Origin of the sequence: Clostridium sp. KNHs205 (assembly GCF_000702945.1) — a bacterium.
GTDB lineage: Bacteria > Bacillota > Clostridia > Lachnospirales > Lachnospiraceae > Anaerocolumna.
Genome location: NZ_JNLE01000003.1, coordinates 3,096,830 through 3,118,294, shown reverse-complemented (window position 1 = coordinate 3,118,294; position 21,465 = coordinate 3,096,830). Strand labels below are relative to the sequence as shown.

Below are 21,465 nucleotides of genomic sequence, written 5' to 3'. Positions count from 1 at the left end.
CAGCATTTCCAGTAGCAGGTATGCTACACCTTACCAACGCTAATGCAGTATCAGCGAAATAAAGAGGAGATTAATTCAGTGAAATTAAACAAGGCAGTATCAGTGTATATGCCACAGCATTTTATCCTTGAACTGACAGATGTAATTCAGCCTTATTGCATCTGTTAGAGACTCAGATATTCTTCTATTACTTCACAGACTAACCTTGCCTGCCCTGTCTTTGGCATTTCACAGAATATACGCAGCAAGGGTTCCGTGCCGGAGAATCGAATGATAATCCACCCACCGTTAGTAAAGTACACCTTACAACCATCCAGGTAAGATACCTTTTCTATGTCAAAGGGCATAGGAGGTAAACTTCTCTCCACCATAAGGGTTTGATAAATTTCTTCTTTTCTCTCCTGACTGAATTTATAATCCTTCTCTTCCAGATAGTAAATCCCGTATTCATCCTCAATTTCTTTTGCAATTTCTGAGAGCTTCTTTCCCGTTACACAGATCATTTCAACCAGTAAAGCTGCCGCATAGATTCCGTCTTTTCCGTTTATATGACCGGCTACAGTAAGCCCCCCGGAGGATTCACCTCCAATGATAGCACTGGCTTCATTCATTTTGGCTGAGATATATTTAAACCCTACAGGTACTTCATAACACTGTTCTCCAAAACTCTCAGCAACACGGTCCAGCATATGAGTAGTCGCAAGGTTTCTGACTGCCGGTCCTTTCCAGCCTTTATACCTGACAAGGTAATAATACAGCAATACCAGAATATCATTTGGATGGAGGAATTTCCCCGTATCATCTATTACACCGATTCTGTCTGCATCCCCATCTGTTGCAATTCCGATATCCGCCCCCTTATCCAGTACTGTATTTTGAAGGCTCCTTAAAGTCATGGCGGTAGGAGACGGCAGCTTTCCTCCAAAGAGGGTATCATGCCTCTCATGTATGGTACTTACATCACATCTTGCTGTAAGCAATATGGTCTTTAAAGAGGTCTCACTTACCCCGTACATAGGATCCAGCACCACTCGTAAGCCTCTCTCTCTGATAGCTGCCATATTCACCGTATTAATGATATTATCCAGATATTCATTTAAAGGATTAATTTCCACTGCCATTCCCTGTGATAAAGCATTGTCATATTCCAAGGCTTTAAGACTATTTCCTGCAGCACCTTCGATACTCTTTATGTATTTTTCAATATCGGCCGTCTGCACCTCATCTGCATCCCTGCCCCCATAGGTAAAGACCTTGATGCCGTTATAGATAGCCGGATTGTGACTGGCTGTGACCATCATTCCATAATGATATTCATGCTTCATGCAATAATACATAATCAAAGGTGTCGGTGAGGATCTGTTTATGAGAATGGTTTTAATACCTTCTGCCGTTAAGACTTCTGCTGCCCATTTCATTGCTTCTTTTGAAAGAAACCTCCTGTCATAGCCTAATACGATACCCTCTGAGGCAACTCCTTCTGCTTTCATTTTATCTGCCATTGCATGGGCCAGAATCTGTATATTAGCTTTTGTAAAATCTTCCCCTATAACAGCTCTCCAGCCCCCTGTACCAAACTTTATCATTTTCTCCTCACATTCCACCGCTTACAGCGGCAATATATTTCTTATCCCATCACTACCGTGACATAATTTATACTGCCCTTTTCCTGTAGGGGTATTTCCATATCCTGATTGCTTTGCTGCTCAGCGTAAGCAGCAGTCTGTAATGGTGTTTTTTCAGGCTTATTATGCTCTATTTCTTCTTTCTGACGCCTTATGGTAACATCATTAATCTGTATTTCCTTAACTCCCTTCATAACTCCTTCAGGGTTCTTAACCGTAATATGATAAACGGCTCCTCTCCATTCACGGGTCAGCTTAAATTCCTTCCAATCTGCCGGAATACAGGGATCGACTACTAAGCCACGAAAGCCCGGTCTGATTCCCAGCATATATCTGGTGGCAGAAAAATATGCCCAACCTCCGGTACCAGTCATAAAGGGATGTCTTGCCCTTCCAAAGGCAGTATGTTCCTTGCCCATAATAAATTGACAATAGGAATAAGGCTCTGCCTCTCTGACTTCTATCATATCATTCTGATTATAGGGAGATAAGGCATCATAGAATTTCATTGCCCTGTCACCTCTTCCAAGACGGCACTCAGCTGCCCAGGCCCAGGGATTGGGATGAGAAAAGATCGCACCGTTCTCTTTTACTCCCGGGTACACTCTGGTGATAAAGCCGATATCCTCATCGGGTACAGTATAGGAGGGACCATTAAGCATTATGCCATAAGGTGTATACAGGTATTTATCCACGGAATCCATGGCTCTTCTTCCCTTTTCCCCATCGGCTGCTCCGGATAATACTGCCCAGGCATTGGATTCCAGATGGATTTTTCCTTCTTTGTCCTCTGAGGTACCAATCTTTCTGCCTTTGCTCGTTATTCCTCTGATATACCATTCTTTATCCCACAATACTTCATCACAGGCTTTTTTGACCTGCTCTCTCATCTCCGAATATTTCTGAACATCTTTCGTATTCCCAAGATAAGCTGCCGCTTCCAGAAAATTACCCAAAGCCCAGTAATGCAGAAATGATACCATTGCACTTTCTCCGCCGCCTAAATTCAGGCAATCGTTCCAGTCTGCTCTTAATCCCTTGCAAATTCCGGAAGCCCCTATCTGCTCATGAGAGAAATCAAGTATTCGGGTCATATGCTCATAAACGGTTCCGCTGCCACCGTCTGCATAGCTTAATTCTTCTGAAAAGAAGGTATATTCACCTGTTTCTTTGACATATTCAACGATAGAACTAACAAGCCAGAGGGCATCATCGGAGCAGGCATCTTTTATACCATGTACGATACTGTTCTTATCCGGTGTCGGTACTACTGTGGGTGATTTAAAAGGCTTAGCAGCCGTATTCGGGTCAAACCACTCCGGTTGGAACAGATGCAGCCCGTAGCCTGTGGATACCAGACCTCTTAAAAGTTCCACCAGCCTTTGCCGGCATTTAGCAGGATTTGAATGAGGAACGGTCATAGCATCCTGGGCTGTATCTCTGTAACCTAAGCCGGTTCTTCCTCCTACTTCTATAAAGGAGGCAAATCTTGAGAACATTACGTTAATTTCCGCCTGATACAGGTTCCAGATATTAATCAGTGTATTCATCCCCTCATTGGGTGTTTCAATTTGGAGTTTCTCCCGTTTTTTCTCCCAGAAGGCAGCAAGTTCATCAAAAGCCTTATCAACCTCTGCCAGGTCCGAGTATTTCTTTCTCATACTCCTTCCGGCTTCCCTGTCACCTTCTCCTAACATAAATATCAGTCTTTTGGATTCTCCGGGTTGTAAGCTAACCTTTTTATGTAAGGAACCGCAATGATTTCCGCCCTTTTCAAAGCTTCCCTGGCATCTGCCATTTTCTACTGCCAGCGGATTTGTTTCTGTACGGTATAGCCCGATGAATTTATCTCTTAAACAGTCAAATCCGTCAGGTTCAAAGTTTCCTGTAAAATACTGATACCCATATTCTTCATAGAACAGGTCATGTTCTATGATTCCGTCCTCATAAGAGGAACCAGCGGCATAATTACTCATCTGGTAGTTCCGATTGTCCATATCAATGTGGTGGTAGGAGAATTCCAAATAGGAAAATACACTTAATTCCCGTGCTTCTGTTCCGGTATTTTCTATGGTTACATCCCACAGTTCAACACTGTCTTCCAAAGGGATGAACAGCTTTTGCTCTGCTTTGATACCCTTGTACTCACACTGGTATTTCGTGTAGGACAAACCATGGCGGCAGATGTAAGTAGCTTCCTCTAAGGATTTACCCACCGGCTGCCAGGAGATGCTGAAATAATCTCCGGTTTTATCATCTCTGACATATACATAATGTCCCGGTCTGTCCATTGGTATACTGTTGGCACGAAAGCGTGTAATTCTGTGATATTCCGGTGTCTTGTAGAACATATATCCGCCTGCTGTGTGATTTACCACCGCGCACAAATCCTTTACCCCCAGGTAATTTGTCCAGGATGTGGGCAAATCCACACGCTCTATTACATACTCCCTTTTAGCATTATCAAAATAGCCATACCTCATAAAAACCATACCTCCTGATTTTATTACCTACCATTATATTGCAAGGCTGTCGGAATCGGTATTGTCAGGAGTGCGAATATTTGTTTATAATTGTCCAGTGTATAAAAGAAAAAAAGAAGGATACTCCTGTCGGACATATTCCTTCTTCTACCTTTGCTTCATATCTTATAATGTGACATATTCTATTACCTTATCCTGAAAAACAACACCGTCCAGATGATCCAGCTCATGGCACAGACATTTAGCCAGTTCACCCCTGGCTTTAATTTCTATTTCTTCCCCATACTCATTCAAAGCGTGTACTATTACTGTCTCCGGTCTTTTGAGCTTACCCCATATCCCCGGAAAGCTTAAGCAGCCTTCAATCACAAGCTGCTCCCCCTTTTTCTCAGTAATTACCGGATTAACCAGTTTTAATAGCCCTTCTCCCATATCTGCAACCACCAGCCTTCGCAAAATACCGATCTGACAGGCTGCCAATCCGCCTCCGTTAGGAGTATGATACATGGTTTCTGCCATATCATAAAGAATCTCTCTGATATGGTCATTTACTTCTATCACTGGCTTACTGACTTTACGCAGAATGCCATCCTCAAACATTCTAATTTCCCTTAGCGCCATATGCATGCCCCCTGCTTATATCTGCTCTTGATTTTCGCTCACTTTCTTCAAATAAAAATACATTTTCAATTGGCTCATGAAAAACTTTTGCAATATCATAGGCAAGCCAGATAGAAGGTTCGTTTTTTTCTGTTTCTATTGCATTTATTGCCTGCCTTGAAGTACCTACCAATTCGCCAAGCTGCTCCTGTGTCATTCCAAAGATTTCTCTTAACTGTTTTATTCTGTTCTTCATAAATGTTCCTTCTACTTATGCATTATTGGGATAGAAAATATTAATAATTACGAATTCAGCTCAATGTAATGCTAACCTTACATCATTAACCTTATCATTTCTGTTGCTGATTGTCAAGCTAACCTTACATTAATGTAAATTTATCAGTACGGTAATAAGGGCTCATGAAGAATAATTTCATATGTCTTTATATGTCTGATTTTGTAACACAGACAAGCACTTAGTCATATTTATATATAAGAATTGAGAAATTCTAAATCTTATTCAGGGGGTAATACTCGTGAGTTATAATAATGATGATGATTACAGAAGACAGCGACATGTTCATGAAATCCAGGGAAGTGTTGAAATAGCAGAACCCCGCGAAGAACCACACAATCACAGATTTGCAACAGTATCCGGCGAAGCAATTCCTTATGGTGCTGGCGATCATTATCATGAGGTTGCATTCAGAACAGATTTTTATGAAGATCATTTTCACGAATTCTGCGGAAGAACCTCAGGCGCTATATGCGTTGGCGGAGGAAGACATGTTCATTTCCTTGAATCCGTAACAACTGTAAATGATGGCCACAGGCATAAATTCAGAGTGGCTACCTTAATTGAGAATCCTATAGGTGAGGACTGTTAGTTAATTGCCATTTGCTAAAGAGGCTTCTGCAAATTGAATCTATGTGGTAAGAAGTCTCTTGGCTTTCCTGTAAGACACTGGGTGAAAGACATGTTTCCAATTTACATGTTGCCGATTTAGTGGCTAAAGACGAACAATTTTTGTACGATTTTAGCCTACAAAATCGGTAGGTGTCTTTCAACCGATATGTGTTGGAAAGCCAAGAGGTTCTTACCGCAACATTGCTAATACGCAACTAATATGCAACAGTCCCTTTTGTGTTTGTTACTTCTCTTTTGTAATAATGCCGTTCTCAATCCGATATACCGAATCCACAAGATCGAGAATCCTTTCATCATGGGTCACCATAAGAGCAGCCTTTTTATATTTTTTTGTTTCTTTCCTGATCATTTCCACTACCTGCCTGCCCCTGTCTTTATCAAGACTGGCGGTTGGTTCGTCAGCCAGCAGTACGTCCGGGTGATTCATAAGAGCCCTTGCAATGGCAACTCTTTGTTTTTCACCTCCTGAAAGCTTGTCAGGATAATAGGATGCTCTGTTATTAAGACCAAAGTCCTCCAATAGCTTTGCAGCATGTTCCTCCTGCTCTTTTTTGTCCTTACGGGAGGAAAGCCAGGTAATTAATTTTAACTGGTCCATTACTTTTAAGTAAGGAAGTAACTGATGGGATTGAAATACAAAACCGATCTGTTCTCTTCTTACCTTATCCCAATGCTTTTTATTCCTGTCAGATAATAAAGTCTTACCGATTCTTACCTCTCCTGAGGTTGGACTTAACAAGGCTCCCGCTATAGATAACAAGGTACTCTTACCTGAACCTGAGGGTCCGACGATAGCAGCAAATTCACCATATTCTATGGAAAGGGAAACATTATTTAATACGATATTTTCTTCTTCACCGTCATGATAACTCTTCTTAATATTATTTAATTCTAAAGCATTATTTCCCATTATTCATTCCCTCCTATTGCAGTAAGTGCATCTACCCTTGCAACTTTTGCCATAGAAAACAGGCTGGTAAGCAGGGATATTACTATAAACAGGACCGATACAAGGGCTGCATTTGCCGGTGCCAGAACAAAAGGCATTGTAGGCGGAAGTGCACTTGCCATTGCAAAGGTAAGAAGGTTGCCGATTATCATACTGATACCGGATAATAACAACACCTGTGCCGTTAATGACCATACCAGGGTACTCATCTTGGCACCAACCGCTTTTAACACTCCAAATTGAGGAATCTTCTGCATGGTTGTAACATAGAAAAATACTCCAACAATAAAAGAGGATATCAGTAACAGGAATACAAGCATCATTAATATGGTGGATTGCTCCTGTGAATGTCCGGGGATATGGCTTATAACTTCACTTTTTGTTAATACAATTGTCTCTTTCAGATTATTTTCTACGAAATTCTTTAATTCGGTATAATTTATTTCTGAACTGCCAGGCTTAATGGCAGCCGCCTGATATGATATGGTATCTCTGCCGGTATAGAGCTTTTGTATTTCTTCATAGGTCTCTAATGAAACAACACCAATGGAAGAATGACCATACATCTGATTCTTTGTAAAACCAACAACCTCCATTTCATAGCCTGTTTGTGCATCCTTCAGCAGATCCCCTATTTGAAAACCTTCCTCCAAAAAAGAATTATTCAGTACAATCTGACCTGCTCCTGTTATTTTACTTCCCTCAATAACCTTAGGCATCAAAAAGTCCTCTGTATCAATACCCATATAGGTAATATCAAGTTTCGTTGTCGTTTCGTTTCTTGTAGCTGCTGAGCGGTTTATATTAATTGGTGTTGCATTGCTGACAAATTCTTTAATTCTATTAAATTCTTCTGCTGTTAAGGATGATCTGGGTATCAGATTATCAGCTGAATCCTCCAGGATATAATAATCAGCAGAAGCATTATCTATTGCAGAACTTGTTGCTGCAGACAATCCCTTTGCCAGACCGGATAGAAACAATACCAGGAATATCATCAATGTCAGCAATACCATAATAAGTGCATACCGCACCTTATTGTGTTTTAATTCTTTCCATGCCAGAAACATTAGGCTCTCCTTCTCTTTATGTTGCGTTTTCGTTTTCTTTTAATACACTGATATCATATTTCATCTTTGTGGCCTCAATATGACCAGGTTGCTAAATATCAATTCCAATAAATCTCTTGACCAGCAGTCCGATAATGAAAGAGGCTGCCGCTACGGACAAACTTATGAGACTCATCTCTGTAAATTTCTTTCTGAAGGAAATTGTTTTTGCTACTGAAATATAGTAATTAAATGCTGCAATTATAATTATTACTACCGCCAGCATAATAAACAAGGCAGCAACATATTTATTATCCGGCAGCAGCAGATAAGGAAGCAAAAGCATAACCACAGTAATGAAATATGCAGCTCCCGTATACAAGGAGGATTTCAACGGACTTTCCCCCTCTTCATTCTTAACGGATAGATATTCGGAGGAAGCCATAGATAGAGTTGCAGAAATTCCTGTAATAAGTCCAGCCAAAGTTATAAGACGATTACTCTGCATTGCAAAAGTCCATCCTGCCAGACTTCCCGTAAATTCAACCAATGCATCATTAAGTCCTAACACCATAGACCCGGCATATTTAAGCTTATCTTCATCAATCATGGAAATCAGCTCTGTCTCATGTTCTATTTCATCCTCCATCAGTATTTTAATATCCGGAATCAGCTCTGTCAGATCCTTTTCCAGTTTCTCTCTGGTACTGCCCTTGTATTCCGTAAGTGCATTTTCCATTTTCTTTATTACAAAAGTATACCCCAATAATCTGGCAAGTAAGACGTACCAGCTGACAAGAAACATATTGGCTTGCACATCACGTTTCGTGTATTGCTTCCATATTTCATAATGCTTCATCTCTTCCTCTGCAATTTTAAGTAAGGTTTGTTTGTCCTTTTTGTCTTTTACAAAGGCTGCTATTCTGGTATACACGTAGTATTCCATTTTTTCATCAGCCTGAAATTTCATTATTCTCTTCATCAACTGTATATCCTTCATACTAACTCCTATCCATTAAATTGTAATTGGTTTTACTTTGATTCACATTTTTGGTATTTAATTTACAGATACATTTAAATTGAAGCATAAATGTTTAATTTAATATTCTAATCTAATGTTCTAATTTAATATACCAATTTAATATACTCACTCACTTAATATTATATTTTACACAATTTAATTTTACTCTGTTTTATTTCTATGTCAATAGTAAATTTATTTTTAATCACTACAAAAAGAGGTATCCCAAGACTTATGTCCTGCTGATACCTCTATAAATTATATAATGATAACGCTGAAACAGTTTAAGCAGCTGGTGTTTAATTCAGTAAAATTTATACTTGGCAGACTGCTGCTTACTTAATCTGCTCCTTTGCCGGTTTACCGCTTCTAAGCTTTGACTGGATCTGATTAATCATATTCAGCGCAATTCCCCTGGGTGAAATTTTAATTCCTAACACCAGCAGCTTATTTCCAATTCCCTGAACAGCAACGGGTTTTCCCTTCATCAATGCCTTATATCCATATGCTGCCACCTCTCTTGCCCCTGCTACTTTAAGGGAGTGAAAGAGCCTGGAGTTCATAAGACCGGCTGCGTCTTCAAAATTTGTTGCTGTAGGACCCGGACAAAGTGCCGTTACAGTTATCCCGCTTGACTCAAGTTCTTTTGATAAAGCCTGGGAGAAGGACAGTACCGCTGCCTTTGAAGCATAATAAACAGACATATTCGGTCCCGGCAGAAACGCTGCGGTAGATGCAAGGTTTAGGATCCTCCCCTCTTTTCTCTTATGCATATCCGGAAGAAATAATCTGGTCATATGCATCAGGGCAGTAACATTAAGCTGTATCATAGCAGCTTGCTTGTCCCAATCGGAATGAAGGAACTCCATATAATCGCCAAAACCTGCATTATTAACCAGGATATCAATTTTTCTGTCCTTTAATTCATTATATATTTCTGCCGCCGCATCTTTTAAGGTCAGATCCTTTTCCAGTATCGTTATATTGGTCATATACTTTTTCGTTAGTTTCTTTCCCAGGTCCATAAGCAGCTCTTTACTTCTTGCTACAAGCACCAGGTCATAACCTTCTCTGGCAAACAGAATGGTCAGTTCCCTTCCGATTCCCTTAGAAGCTCCGGTTATCAATACCGTTTTAGACATTATATACCTCTTTCTGTATTAATATATCTATCGCAGTTCTTATACTTTACTGATATTTACCGGTTAACCTTTAAGGTCTCTCCTTCTTCCATCAGCACATGCCCGGATTCGTAAGGCTTCTGATTCACAGTCAGGTATACTTCACCTGCGTCATAATATGTCCCAAGAGTATCTGCTACTGCTCGCAGAATATAGGATTCAAAAGCTACTCCCGCATTCATTTCCGTAACGAATTCACCTGAAAAATCCACATAAACAACGCCGTCCTCTCCCTTATACAGGCTGTTTATTTTCGTATTTTCACTGATTAAGCCCATATTATCATTATATTTCTCCCTGAACAGCTCCTGCATCTTAAGTCTCGTAATATCATTTGTCTGATAGCTTATGGATTTGGATTCCTCTATCTGCTCTTTGTCAATATCCGGATAGTATACTGTAATTTTCTGAATCAGGGGTGTTTCTTTTATTTCCTTAAGTACCGATGTTACTGTCATACTGCTGTCAGCACTGGTATATACTCTTTTTAATAATCCGATGTCCTTTGCATAATATTCTTTTGTAGAACCCTCGGATTCTTCTGTTGTAACCTCAATTGTGTCATAGTCCCCATAAGGAGTGCTGATATTTTTGCCGGTTTCAGAGATATAACGTTTTCTTCCGTCGGTTAAAGTCCATTCAGTTCCTTTTACAAGGGGTTCTTTTAACAAAATTTCCGGATCTTTATCACTGTTGTATTGCAGCAGGTTGTCTCTGTAATAACTCTCTTCCTTTGATGTTATAACAGCCAATGTGCCATTACTAATTTCCAGAACCTGAACTACTTCTGTTCCCCCATTGTCTGTACGCAGCTGCAGTCTTTTGCTGTCCTTATCCTGATAATCCGGATAGTTCCAGAAAGAGGCATATTCATTTCCTTCTCCTTCGTAGAAATACTGTTTGTTTTCCCGGAAAGGAAAATAATCACTTATGGAAGCCTCTGTTGCCGGTGCTGCTTCCGTAACCTCCGGAGTCACCGATACCTCTTCCTCGCTGGCTGTGGGTGTTACTGTCTCTGTAACCTTGCCTTCCTGAGCCGGACTATTATTCTCGTCTTCTTTTCCTTTGCAGGCTGATAATAATACTACCATACACAGTAATATGAAAATGATTGAGGTTTTCTTTTTCGTCATATTAAATCACCTGTTTCCTTTCCCTTAAACATACACTAAAAGATGCGTTATATAAAACCAGAGCGGAGAAGCTTCTTCCCCACTCTAGTATTATACCATATTTTATAAATTAAAACACTTAAAGGAATTTTTATGTTAATTTTTTCCTGACTCTGGCTTATAACCGGTGTCTTTTAAAATAAAATCCGGTATATTATCTTTGGAAAAATAGCTGTAAGCATAGGTTTCATTACCATATTCATCAACACCTAATACAATATTAACCTCCAGATTATATTCCGGATTAAACAATAGACTATAGCTGTTCAAATAATTTGAAGGTATTGCTTTATCCAATATTTCCTGTATTTTTGTCTTCTCTTCATATATATAATTGTTTTCATCTACATAAATGTTATCATCACTATTATATAATTGTTCTTTCTCATAAACTTCCATAGCAGAATCATATCCCTTGGTTCTGTCAGATACAATTACTTTCTTAACCTGTTCAGCTTTTATTGTTCCGTCTGCCTTAAATCCATGTTCCTCCAGGAATTTAAGTGTTTCGGTAAAGCTGGGGAGTATAAAATAATCAAATTCCCGTTCATTCGCAAGACCCAGTCTAAGAGTCGCTACTGGTTTATTTACCTGAATATCTTCAAGAGAGAGTGAAGTCAGCTCATTTCGATAGATATCCAGTAGATTAGCTATTTCCTCCTTCGTAAGAGTCAGACGCTTATCCTCCAGAGATGTATACACGGAAACTCTGGATATAGAAGAACTCTTCCATTGATAAATAGGATAATAACCGGTCTTGAACTCTTTATTTGTATAAAGCTCAGAAAGCAGTGATAAATTATTATCCTGAACAAACTGATAATTACGAGTTACATTTTTCCCATTTTTCAGTTGGTAGGCAACCTGAACGCTGTAGGTTCCTTTTGTATCTGCTGTCAGTTCTTTATCTACGCCTTGAATACCAAGTTTTGCTATTTCATAGGCTGCATCAAAGGATTTTATCCGCATATATTTTTGCTGATAGTCAAAATTATTATAGTAATAATCATATGTTAAACCGTCTTCACTAATTTGCACATATCCCTTATCACTGTCAAGTCCGGAGATCCAAATGCTCATAGATTCAACCTTGTCTTTACCAGGTATATAGGTATCATAGTGAAATATATCAAATCGGAAAATACATACAATCAGAATAACAGTACCAGCCGCTGCTGCAAGCCCTTTTTTATGTGCAAAGGCCTTCTTCAGGTCAAACTGATAGATAATTTCTACGATTGCACCAAAAACGATGAAGACAAGTATCAGACCAAAAATCAGCCAGCCGTCAGTATTCATACTGGATACCTGCATAAAGATCAGTCCGCCTGCCAGGGAAACAGGTACCAGCATCAGGAATTTTATAATTGGTTTTGCAAGTTCAAAGGCCATTGCCTTTCCAGCTGCTTCAGAGGGGCGTTTTTTATAAAGGAACAGAGCCAGAGCAACTAACAGCAATATTACGACCATTGTAAAGAATATACTTCGGCCAAAACCATCAGTATCTCCTCTGCGAAGCTGTATTGTCCTCTCAATGTATTTACCGATAGGAGATAAAAACACCAATATATTTCTGTCTGTCAGATTATTTTCTATAAAAGTATCAAAAAAACTGCTGTAATACATACTCCGAACCAACATTAACAATGGTCCGTATGCCAGAAAAACACAGGTGCCAAGTATACTAACCACTCCGTTACCAGTAAGCATAACAGCTATAATTGTAATCGTATATATCAAGATAAAATAAAGCAGATTCATTCCGAGCGCCTGGAGGCTGCTTATAAGAACATCCATCCCCATATAACTTCTTGCAAACAATACGATATAACATAACAGCATATTAAACACGTATGGAATCAGATACAATAAAATTCCGTCCACAAATTGAACCGCAAATAATTTCTCTCTTTTTACCGGCATACTGTGGTAAAAATCAACCTTCTTTTTGGAATGAAGATAGAAAAATCCGCTATATGCGCAAATAAGTGCTCCAATTATAGCAATAAAAAAATGTAAGGCATATCCGGGAGCCATAGACTGCAGAATATAATTCCTGGTAACCTGTTCATTTAATCTATCGGAAAAGCCCTCTATGGTTAAAGCCAGTAATACCGGTCCAAGAAGGAAGAACACGAGTAAAGACAAGGCTGCCGACCACAATCTTCTCTTAAAATCTTCTTTTTGCAAATTAAAAAATGAGTTTCTTGATATCATAACCTGCCACCTCCGTCTCACTTATAAATATTTCTTCCAGCGATAAAGGAAGAACCTCTGAGAACACGGGATTCTTTCTCTCGATTTTAGCTATAATTTCTTCTCTGTTTCCTCTGGCTGTAATCGTATGAAGGGATCCTCTCTTCTCAGCTTTGATAATCTCTATGTCAGTCAGAATTTCATGGATGGGTGTTTCTTCCTTAAATACACATTGAATTTTATGAATGCTGAGTTTCATATCAAAGAGATCCTTTGATAACAGAATACCGCCTTTGTGAAGCAAGCCTACATGGTCACAGATATCTTCAAGTTCCCTTAAATTATGAGAGGCAATAACCGGTGTCATCCCCCTTTCGGAGATTTCTCTTGCAAACAGACTCTTAACAGCCTGCCGCATTACCGGATCAAGGCCGTCAAAGGTCTCATCGCAGAGAAGGTATTTCGTACCGGAGCAGATACCGCATAAAACCGTAAGCTGTTTCTTCATACCTTTAGAAAAGGTATTTATCTTTCTATTCATATCCAAACCGAATTGATTTACCAGTTCTTCAAAACGAACAGTATCAAAAGCCGGATAAATAACCTTATAGTAATTTCTTAAGTCCTTCGGTGTGCTGTTACTAAAAAAGTAAGTGTCATCAGAAATGTAGAAAACAAGCCTTTTGGCCTCCAGATTTTCAAAGACCGGATATCCGTCGATTTTAATTGTTCCTTCATCAGGTTTAATTACTCCGGCAACCATTCGAAGAAAGGTACTCTTTCCGGCTCCGTTGGTTCCTACCAGCCCAAATACTTCCCCTTCCTTGATAACGGCTGTTATATTATCTACAGCTTTTATGGTATCAAACCGTTTGGTTAAGTTATTTGACTCTATCATTTTATCCCTCCTTATACACTTCTTCAATTTTATATATTATTTGTTCTTTTCCAATCCCCAAGTCCTTAGCTTCCTTTAGAAAAAGATGTAAATCCTCTATAAGCTCATTCTTCTTAACATCCAGCAGATGCTCCGTATCTGATATAAAGCTGCCTCTTCCCTTAACCGTATAGATAAAGCCCTTTCGTTCCAATTCCATATAGGCTCGCTGTATGGTATTCGGATTTATTGACAGTTCTATTGCAAGATTGCGAACGGAAGGAAGCTGTTCCTGAGGTTTTAACCCACCTTTTAAAATTAAGTCCTGAAATCGTTCTTCCACCTGCTCATATATTGGCCTGCGATCTTTGTAGTCAATAATTATCATAAGGCTCTCCTTTCTGCTTAGTCACACTAAGTGTACTATTACTATTAATACACTTAGTATAATTAAATAGAAGCCCGTTGTCAATCAGCTTCTATTAGAATTTATATTATTATAATCGTAGTGTAAATCTGAGCACATTTTCTAAGACAATACTCCCTCTACTTCATGGGTAAAATTGTTTCTATAATTGATTTGATTCAACAGCCCTTTCGTAATAAGCAGTAGGTAGCATTCTAATAGAATCTTTTTTAGATATCTCAAAATTTCCTAAAAATCTTCATTCCACTTAAATTTTTCCGATTTTTATACTCGCTACCGCAAAAAAGGGTGTGTAGATTACACACCCTCGTTCTTATACAGAATCCTGTCATCTTATTATCTCAAAATAAGTATTCAAACCTCACTTGAGTATGATTTTAGTATATCCAAAATACAATTTTTATATATGTTTCCATTCAGAACATCTCCGTTAGGGTTAAAACAGAGTGACCAGATATCTCTTGAATCATCATCATACGGATTAACATACTCTATATTTTCATCGAAATACTCACTTAAATATTTCTTCGCATTTCCTTCAGGCCAAATAACATTGCCTGATGACACCGCAAATCCCTTTTCCGTAAATTTTGAAAGAATCTCTCTTGTCTTTTTATTATATTGATTATCATCCTCTTTGCTCACAAGCCATGCGGGATGAAGCTTAATCAATATCCCCTCATCTCTTGCGCAATCAGCAAAGAATCTCACAAACTCTAAAGGTATTGTTTCCTCATGGAATGCATCCACCGAAAGCATGATATAATTCAAACCACTTTCGGCTAACATGTGCGCAACTTCCTTTATTCTTTCTTTACTTTTGCTAAAGAACCCATTCGTAATCATTTCCCTTTGGCGTATTCCGGCCTCAGTTGCAGCTGCATGAATCTTACAAACATCCTCTGGATATAACAATGGTTCTCCTCCAAATGTCATTAAAGATTGTATCTGATAATTGGAACATATATCTTTTATCGTTTTTGAGACATAATCACCATTAATATGTTCTCTAAAAGAATGATGTTCACCTTGGGAACAATGCTTACAACGGCCTGTACATGCCATTGTTACTACAAACTCAATTCTATTTAAATTCTTGAAATATTCATTCATTATTAACTGCCTCACTATCAAAAATATTTAATAACTTTTTACATTCTTAAATGATGCAGTTCTGACAACATCAGCAAATCCAGCAATTAACCTCGATACAATCTGCTGCCAGTTTTAGAACTGCACCGAGTAGTTATTTCGTTTTCTCACCTGATTTTTCCTTCCGTGTTAATATTGCATAGATAAACTCACTATAATATAATACATTATATATCAACATCCAGGTTTCTCCAATACTTAAATTAAACCTTTAACATTTTTTTTCGTACAATTTTTATAAGTGTTTTAGCTAATGTATTGCTCATAACAGGAAGTTTATCATCTTCTTGGTTATCATATCGAGGAGCATGATTGCGATTTAAGAAATGAAATAACCAGAAAAAAAGCTCGTGAAATAATCAAGTATTTATAATTTAAAATCAAACTAGAATCACTCCCAAAAACAAAACGCTACACCCTTTATAAATACTGGGCTGTAGCGTTTCTCATTATTATTCCAGCTCTTTCCTTGCAAAATGAAATCCGGTAATACAAGTTCATACAAATGCATGTTCTGCAATGCAAGTTCATGTAATGTGAGTTCCGATACAAGTCCACGCAATGAGTTCAAGTAATGCGAGTTCAGGCAAATTGTGCAAAACAGGAGAACGAATGCGCCTATGGAAAGGTATTAGAAGTCCTTTTCTCTGGCTATTTTATGCTATATTATAAAACGGATTGTTTGAGCGCAGCGAGTTATCCGTTTTATAATATGCCAAGCATAAAACAGTCAGAGAATTAGGACTTCTTATACCTTGAAATCGAAGCAAGAGTTCTTCTGTTTTGCACAATTTGCCGTCCCCTTTTGAAAAACCCCCGTTCCCCAACCATCCCTATTACACCTTAAATTGATTCACCAATTCATTTAACTTCTGCGCCAAATCAGATAAACTGCTTCCAGCACCAGCTATTTCTTCCACCGAAGCACTCTGTTCCTCCATAGCTGCCGCTGCCTGTTCACAAGCAGTTTTATTCTCCTGTGCAATACTTTCAAGCTGTTGTATTACGCTCCTAATATCCTTTGTAGCGATATCCATATCTGCTTCTGAAGTCTTTAAATACTTAACAGCTGTTTTGGAATGTTCCATCTCCTCTGCTATGCTGCTGTATTTAAGCCGGTTGCTTTCCACACTCTTTTTCTGTTCGTCAAAGATCTCTTTGACTTTTGCCATGGTTTTTACCGCATTATCGGTATTGTTCTGGAGTTCTTGAACAATTTCAGATATCTGATTTGTTGAATCTGCTGATTCTTCAGAAAGCTTCTTTATTTCTTCTGCTACTACGGAAAATCCCTTTCCGGCTTCTCCTGCTCTGGCTGCTTCAATGGAAGCATTTAAGGAAAGCAGACTGGTCTGGGCTGCTATTTCCTTGATAACGTTACTGGCTTTGTCTATCTTGACCGAGCTGTCATTGGATTTTATGATTACCTCATAGATTTCCATAAGGGCTTTTGCTGCAGCAACAGTAATGCCATCCAGCTGCTGTATTTCTGTGACACCTTCCTCGACCACTTTGGTAATTCTTACAGAAGTTTGATTTACATTATTAATACTGGTCATTACCTGACTGATACTTGATTTTAACAATTCTGCCTTCTGATTACCTTCTTTGGTAATACCTGCCTGATTGGCTGCTTCATCTGATATCCCTTCGATGGTCCTGTTAATCTGCTGAGAGGAGGCTGCTGTCTCTTCTGAGGTTGCCATCAATTCCTCAGAGGCAGCGGACATATCCTGCGCTGCAAGATGGATATCCTTTATGACGTACCTTAGCCTCTCCCCTATATTTTGCATAGCTCTTGCCAATTTTCCAGTCTCGTCTTCTTTGCTTAATAACCCAGCCGGTACGTTCTGCGTAAGGTCCAATTCTGCAATTTTAGAAGAATATTCAACAGCCGTGATTATCGGCTTTGTTATTGTCTTACCTATTATATAAGATATTGCCATACTTACAGCCACGATAATTAAGATGATGATAAACATCAGTTTATATAATAAAGGTAGTTCTGCCAGGAAATCACTTTGAGGAGAAGCCATAACAAAGATCCAGTCCGTACCCTCAATGGCGGCATAACCGCTATGTATGATTCTTCCATTGTAAGCATAGGAATCCACTCCTGTCTTATGGCTGAGAGCTGACTGGAAGAAGGCGGCCAACGATTTCAGACTATTATCTGTTTCTGACTGGAGTACGGGAGTAAATTTATCCTTTACCATGCTTTCATCGGGATGCCCTATAATCGTTCCCATTTCGTTTATAATGTAAGCATAGCCATTCGCTCCATAGGCTATATCCTTAACCATTGTACTTAAGGTGCCACCTTCAGCAACACCTAAAATGCCGCCTTCCGGTTTCCCTGCTTTTATAATAGGAACCATAACATACAGCAACTGCTCTCCGGTTACGGAATCTTCCTTAAAATCAATCTCAAGCTCACCGGCTGTTATAGCCTTACGGAAGGAACTGTCAGGTTCCAGATTAACAACAGTACCATCCTCATAGGTCAGAACACCCTCTGGGCAAATAATACCAAGTCTGATAAAATCACTATTTTCCTGTTCATCTTTCAAATACTCCTGCTGTTCTGTACTGTTCCCATTTATGGCAGGAACCCTGGACATTGCTTGAAGGGATGTGGTCAGATTTTCAAATCTGCCGCTTTCTACCTTGGCTCCTTCAACAGCAAGCGCTTCCAGTGATTTTTCGGCCTCTTTGATAATAAGGCTTTTTGCAACATTTACAGCCATGAATCCCAAGGTGGTACATGAAACAATAATTAAGATTGTATAGTTTAAAATTAACTTTGTCTTGATGCTTTTAATAACTAGCTTTTTCAATATGTTAGCCTCCTTTTATGTATATTTTTCTTGTCATATTAAAAGTATTTTTGATAATTATATTAATAATTTGTAATATTTGGTACTATTTATAACATTTTGTCATTGACCTGGCATTGACAGTTTATCCAACTGATAATAGTATGCCTGTTATTCCCTTGACAAAGAATACCCCAGAGGCTAGAATAGGTAAGGATAATCGCACAGGAATAGAACAAAAAATATGCCACCATAACGAAGACTATTCAACCTTCTTATGATGGCATTACTTTTTAAAACAGAACTTAAGATTTTTTGTTGAAGGAAGGTTTTTATATGGCGAATGATATGACTTTTGGCAAATGCCTGAAATCACTACTGGCGGTGTTAGACATCAGTATGAATCGGCTGGCCAAAGCATTGAACGTGGATAGTTCCCTTGTTAACCGCTGGGTGCATGAGGTCAGGGTCCCTTCCTATAATACTTTGTATATAGAAAATATTGCAGAATATTTATCCAGATATACAATGAACACAGTTCAACTGGAGCGGATAGAAGAATTATACCGGCATTTTTCCTTCAACCTGGTTCATGATATATCAGTAAAAGAAAAAATAAAAAAAATGCTTCTGGAATCTCAAGGTGTCAGCCTGGAAAAAAAGAAAAACAATAATAAGACAGAGAAAGCACAAACGGAAGAGTCTCCCCTGTCCCTTAACAGCAATACCTTAAAAGATCCTTCCCTTTCCTTTTCCCCGGAAGACAGAATTATAATAGGCACAGAAAATATACTCACAACCATAAGCCTGCTATTTGAAAAGGCCAGCAGATCAAAGAAAGCAACCGGGAAACGTATTATATACATAACAATTTTAAATAATTTATATTCCAACAGGGACGTTTCCAATAATGATATATTATTGGAATTGAGAGAAAATCTGAAGAAAGCAGCTTTAAACGGTTGGCAAATTGTTATTTCCTTAAAACTCAGCCTGAATCTGAAACAAAATACAGACTTTATCCTCTTCCTGTTTCCTGTTATCGCAACAGGAAGAGTTCGCCTCCTTTATTCGCCGGTTAATTTGATTTCTTTGGAAAGAGATATGTGTGTTATTACAGGCGTTGCTGCTTTATCCTGCTTTCCAACTCAATCTGAATCCCTGGTGGAGACTTGTTTTTATTTGGTTAATAAATCAGCTATTGAGATTTATTCCGATTATAGTCATCATCTAGCTGAGAACCGTATGGAAGAGCTGTTCACTTACTGTAATGACACTCAAACTCCTCAGTTTATAAAACAGTTATTTGCCGTCAATAAATACAGCACTCTGCTGTTAAATTATAACTACGGTTTAAGTTTGTTCGTTCCGCTTCCCATACTAAAGAAAATCCTAACCATAAATAACATCCCACCAGCAAGCAGCAAGCAAATTGTGGAACTCTATACCAATAACCTCAAAGAATTAAAGCGTAACAATGCAAATATCATTTACCGTAATATATTTGAAGCTGAGCTGTTATTACATATTATATCCACCAGGATACTGTCTGTTTATACAGAAATCGGAATACTGAAAGCAGAACTGGATAGACAGGATATTCTCCAATTCTTTGAGAATTTTATAGACTTTCTAAGAAAATCAGAAAATTATGAAATAGCTGTTCTATATGATAATACCCTGTCTGTAAATGAAAAGCACCTCTATTTTTCACTGAAAGGGAATGGAACATTATGCTTTGAAATGCCTGGTTCCAAGGACAACCTTAAAGGAATTGTAACAGAACCATTAATGGTTAAATCCGTTGAAATGTATTTTCAAAATATGTGGTCGGAGATATCTCCGTTAAACAAAGATAAAGCTGCCTTAATAACCTGGCTTAACACTCATATAAAGCATTTCCTTCTGTAAGAACAGGCTAATGGATTACACATCCCTTAGCCTGTTCTTATAATTTACCATTTTATCCAATTTCCTGGCTGCAGCTGCCGGTCCGGTGTAATTCTAATATTCCTTCAATACCCCAGGTCATCATACTGTCAATATTAGCTCTGGTATAGAAAGCCATATGCTGCGTCATTACAACATTGGGAAATTGTCTTAAGTACACCATATCCCTGTTTTTTAATATATCGTTTTTTCTGTCAGCATGGTAGATTCCTTCCTCTTTCTCAAAAACATCGAGCCCAAGTGCTCCGATTTTCTGAGATTCTATACCTTCGGTAAGGGCTTCTATATCCACCAATTCACCTCTCGCCGTATTGATTAAGATAACTCCTGTCTTCATACTGCTAATTGCCTTTTTATTAATGAAATACCTGTTTTCCTCTGTCAAAGGAACATGGAGGGAGATAATATCAGAAATCCTGTAAAGCTCCTCAAGAGAAACATATTCTACGTATTTTTTCAGTTCTTCTCTTTCAGTTCGATTATAGGCTATGATTTTACAGCCAAAGCCTGACAGGAGTTTAATCACCTCCAGGCCGATACAACCGGTTCCGATAATACCCACAGTCTGGTTGCCAAGTTCCTGCCCGGTAAGTCCCTGCAGTGAATAGTCATTCACATTTTGCCTCCACATGGCAGGTTTGTAGTTTCTTAAAGTTAGAAGCATGAGCATAACCGCAAATTCAGCAACGCCTTTGGGCGGATAACCGGCATTACACATCTTTAGTCCGATTTCTTTTCCATATGCCACGTCAATGTGATTATAACCAACCGTTCTTGTGGATATATATCTGACCCCCAGATTTTTCAGTCCTAGAAGCAATCCTTTATCCAGTTTGCTTCTGCCTAGTATTGTTACGCCTTCACAGCCAGCCGCCAGCTTTAAGGTTTGTTTGCTTAAGGCTTTCCCAGTGGTGACCAGCTCCAGCCCATGCCTCCCCTTTAAATCCTCCAGCTTCTTTTTCTCGTCCTGTCTAAGTTCAAATACTGCTATCTTCATATTTACACCAATTGCATATCCCTGTTATACCAGCGATACTGC

17 protein-coding genes are annotated in these 21,465 nt (G+C 38.7%); 2 read left to right on the top strand and 15 right to left on the bottom strand.

The window, feature by feature from the left end; translation table 11 throughout:
• Positions 1-164: 164 nt before the first annotated feature.
• The 4 genes from BR73_RS0112875 to BR73_RS0112860 all read right to left on the bottom strand — a co-directional run bounded on the left by BR73_RS0112875 (position 165) and on the right by BR73_RS0112860 (position 4,964).
• Complete coding sequence (locus tag BR73_RS0112875; RefSeq protein ID WP_033165849.1) at positions 165-1,586, bottom strand: phosphoglucomutase/phosphomannomutase family protein; 1,422 nt, start codon at positions 1,584-1,586, stop codon at positions 165-167.
• Between the two features lie 41 nt (positions 1,587-1,627).
• The gene (locus tag BR73_RS0112870) at positions 1,628-4,108 is read right to left on the bottom strand and encodes a N,N'-diacetylchitobiose phosphorylase (RefSeq protein WP_081848650.1); all 2,481 of its coding nucleotides are present in this window, start codon (positions 4,106-4,108) and stop codon (positions 1,628-1,630) included.
• Between the two features lie 165 nt (positions 4,109-4,273).
• A complete protein-coding gene (gene def, locus BR73_RS0112865; RefSeq protein ID WP_033165848.1) occupies positions 4,274-4,729 on the bottom strand; it encodes a peptide deformylase in 456 nt (151 codons plus the stop codon).
• A complete protein-coding gene (locus BR73_RS0112860; RefSeq protein WP_033165847.1) occupies positions 4,710-4,964 on the bottom strand; it encodes a helix-turn-helix transcriptional regulator in 255 nt (84 codons plus the stop codon). The genes def and BR73_RS0112860 overlap by 20 nt, the downstream gene beginning before the upstream one ends.
• A gap of 280 nt (positions 4,965-5,244) precedes the next feature.
• Between BR73_RS0112860 and BR73_RS0112855 the strand changes: the two genes are divergently transcribed.
• Positions 5,245-5,595 carry a YmaF family protein gene (locus BR73_RS0112855; RefSeq protein ID WP_033165846.1) on the top strand — a complete coding sequence of 117 codons (351 nt, stop codon included), beginning with the start codon at positions 5,245-5,247 and terminating at the stop codon, positions 5,593-5,595.
• A 264-nt stretch (positions 5,596-5,859) separates the two neighbouring features.
• Here the strand turns inward: BR73_RS0112855 and BR73_RS0112850 are convergent, their stop codons facing one another.
• From BR73_RS0112850 to BR73_RS0112805, 10 genes are all read right to left on the bottom strand, one after another.
• The gene (locus BR73_RS0112850; RefSeq protein ID WP_033165845.1) at positions 5,860-6,546 is read right to left on the bottom strand and encodes an ABC transporter ATP-binding protein; all 687 of its coding nucleotides are present in this window, start codon (positions 6,544-6,546) and stop codon (positions 5,860-5,862) included.
• Positions 6,546-7,655 (bottom strand): ABC transporter permease, encoded by a 1,110-nt coding sequence (locus BR73_RS0112845; RefSeq protein ID WP_033165844.1) that lies wholly within the window; start codon positions 7,653-7,655, stop codon positions 6,546-6,548. Before BR73_RS0112845 ends, BR73_RS0112850 begins: the two co-directional genes overlap by 1 nt.
• A gap of 91 nt (positions 7,656-7,746) precedes the next feature.
• Positions 7,747-8,634 (bottom strand): VIT1/CCC1 transporter family protein, encoded by an 888-nt coding sequence (locus BR73_RS0112840; RefSeq protein ID WP_033165843.1) that lies wholly within the window; start codon positions 8,632-8,634, stop codon positions 7,747-7,749.
• Positions 8,635-8,990: 356 nt separating this feature from the next.
• Entirely contained in the window at positions 8,991-9,797 is an 807-nt protein-coding gene (locus BR73_RS0112835) for an SDR family oxidoreductase (RefSeq protein ID WP_033165842.1), read from the bottom strand.
• 56 nt (positions 9,798-9,853) lie between these two features.
• Positions 9,854-10,969 carry a GerMN domain-containing protein gene (locus BR73_RS0112830; RefSeq protein WP_033165841.1) on the bottom strand — a complete coding sequence of 372 codons (1,116 nt, stop codon included), beginning with the start codon at positions 10,967-10,969 and terminating at the stop codon, positions 9,854-9,856.
• A 135-nt stretch (positions 10,970-11,104) separates the two neighbouring features.
• Positions 11,105-13,225: a DUF6449 domain-containing protein gene (locus BR73_RS0112825; protein WP_033165840.1), complete on the bottom strand. Its 2,121-nt coding sequence runs from the start codon at positions 13,223-13,225 to the stop codon at positions 11,105-11,107.
• A complete protein-coding gene (locus BR73_RS0112820) occupies positions 13,200-14,102 on the bottom strand; it encodes an ABC transporter ATP-binding protein (protein WP_033165839.1) in 903 nt (300 codons plus the stop codon). Before BR73_RS0112820 ends, BR73_RS0112825 begins: the two co-directional genes overlap by 26 nt.
• 1 nt (position 14,103) lies before the next feature.
• A complete protein-coding gene (locus tag BR73_RS0112815; protein WP_033165838.1) occupies positions 14,104-14,469 on the bottom strand; it encodes a GntR family transcriptional regulator in 366 nt (121 codons plus the stop codon).
• A 393-nt stretch (positions 14,470-14,862) separates the two neighbouring features.
• Entirely contained in the window at positions 14,863-15,621 is a 759-nt protein-coding gene (locus tag BR73_RS0112810) for a radical SAM protein (protein ID WP_033165837.1), read from the bottom strand.
• Between the two features lie 875 nt (positions 15,622-16,496).
• Positions 16,497-18,497 (bottom strand): methyl-accepting chemotaxis protein, encoded by a 2,001-nt coding sequence (locus tag BR73_RS0112805; RefSeq protein ID WP_051685188.1) that lies wholly within the window; start codon positions 18,495-18,497, stop codon positions 16,497-16,499.
• A gap of 315 nt (positions 18,498-18,812) precedes the next feature.
• Between BR73_RS0112805 and BR73_RS0112800 the strand changes: the two genes are divergently transcribed.
• Positions 18,813-20,387, top strand: a complete 1,575-nt coding sequence (locus tag BR73_RS0112800; RefSeq protein WP_033165836.1) for a helix-turn-helix transcriptional regulator — start codon at positions 18,813-18,815, stop codon at positions 20,385-20,387.
• Positions 20,388-20,439: 52 nt separating this feature from the next.
• Here BR73_RS0112800 and BR73_RS0112795 read toward each other — a convergent pair whose 3' ends face one another.
• Positions 20,440-21,423 carry a D-isomer specific 2-hydroxyacid dehydrogenase family protein gene (locus BR73_RS0112795; RefSeq protein ID WP_033165835.1) on the bottom strand — a complete coding sequence of 328 codons (984 nt, stop codon included), beginning with the start codon at positions 21,421-21,423 and terminating at the stop codon, positions 20,440-20,442.
• Positions 21,424-21,465 lie beyond the last annotated feature (42 nt).

What these genes read in the sequence shown, in the direction of transcription:
- BR73_RS0112800 (WP_033165836.1), top strand. Translation starts at nt 18,813, where the DNA reads ATGGCGAATGATATGACTTTTGGCAAATGCCTGAAATCACTACTGGCG.
- BR73_RS0112860 (WP_033165847.1), bottom strand. Translation starts at nt 4,964, where the DNA reads ATGAAGAACAGAATAAAACAGTTAAGAGAAATCTTTGGAATGACACAG.
- BR73_RS0112875 (WP_033165849.1), bottom strand. Translation starts at nt 1,586, where the DNA reads ATGATAAAGTTTGGTACAGGGGGCTGGAGAGCTGTTATAGGGGAAGAT.
- def (WP_033165848.1), bottom strand. Translation starts at nt 4,729, where the DNA reads ATGGCGCTAAGGGAAATTAGAATGTTTGAGGATGGCATTCTGCGTAAA.
- BR73_RS0112815 (WP_033165838.1), bottom strand. Translation starts at nt 14,469, where the DNA reads ATGATAATTATTGACTACAAAGATCGCAGGCCAATATATGAGCAGGTG.
- BR73_RS0112870 (WP_081848650.1), bottom strand. Translation starts at nt 4,108, where the DNA reads ATGAGGTATGGCTATTTTGATAATGCTAAAAGGGAGTATGTAATAGAG.
- BR73_RS0112850 (WP_033165845.1), bottom strand. Translation starts at nt 6,546, where the DNA reads ATGGGAAATAATGCTTTAGAATTAAATAATATTAAGAAGAGTTATCAT.
- BR73_RS0112830 (WP_033165841.1), bottom strand. Translation starts at nt 10,969, where the DNA reads ATGACGAAAAAGAAAACCTCAATCATTTTCATATTACTGTGTATGGTA.
- BR73_RS0112795 (WP_033165835.1), bottom strand. Translation starts at nt 21,423, where the DNA reads ATGAAGATAGCAGTATTTGAACTTAGACAGGACGAGAAAAAGAAGCTG.
- BR73_RS0112845 (WP_033165844.1), bottom strand. Translation starts at nt 7,655, where the DNA reads ATGTTTCTGGCATGGAAAGAATTAAAACACAATAAGGTGCGGTATGCA.
- BR73_RS0112810 (WP_033165837.1), bottom strand. Translation starts at nt 15,621, where the DNA reads ATGAATGAATATTTCAAGAATTTAAATAGAATTGAGTTTGTAGTAACA.
- BR73_RS0112835 (WP_033165842.1), bottom strand. Translation starts at nt 9,797, where the DNA reads ATGTCTAAAACGGTATTGATAACCGGAGCTTCTAAGGGAATCGGAAGG.
- BR73_RS0112820 (WP_033165839.1), bottom strand. Translation starts at nt 14,102, where the DNA reads ATGATAGAGTCAAATAACTTAACCAAACGGTTTGATACCATAAAAGCT.
- BR73_RS0112825 (WP_033165840.1), bottom strand. Translation starts at nt 13,225, where the DNA reads ATGATATCAAGAAACTCATTTTTTAATTTGCAAAAAGAAGATTTTAAG.
- BR73_RS0112840 (WP_033165843.1), bottom strand. Translation starts at nt 8,634, where the DNA reads ATGAAGGATATACAGTTGATGAAGAGAATAATGAAATTTCAGGCTGAT.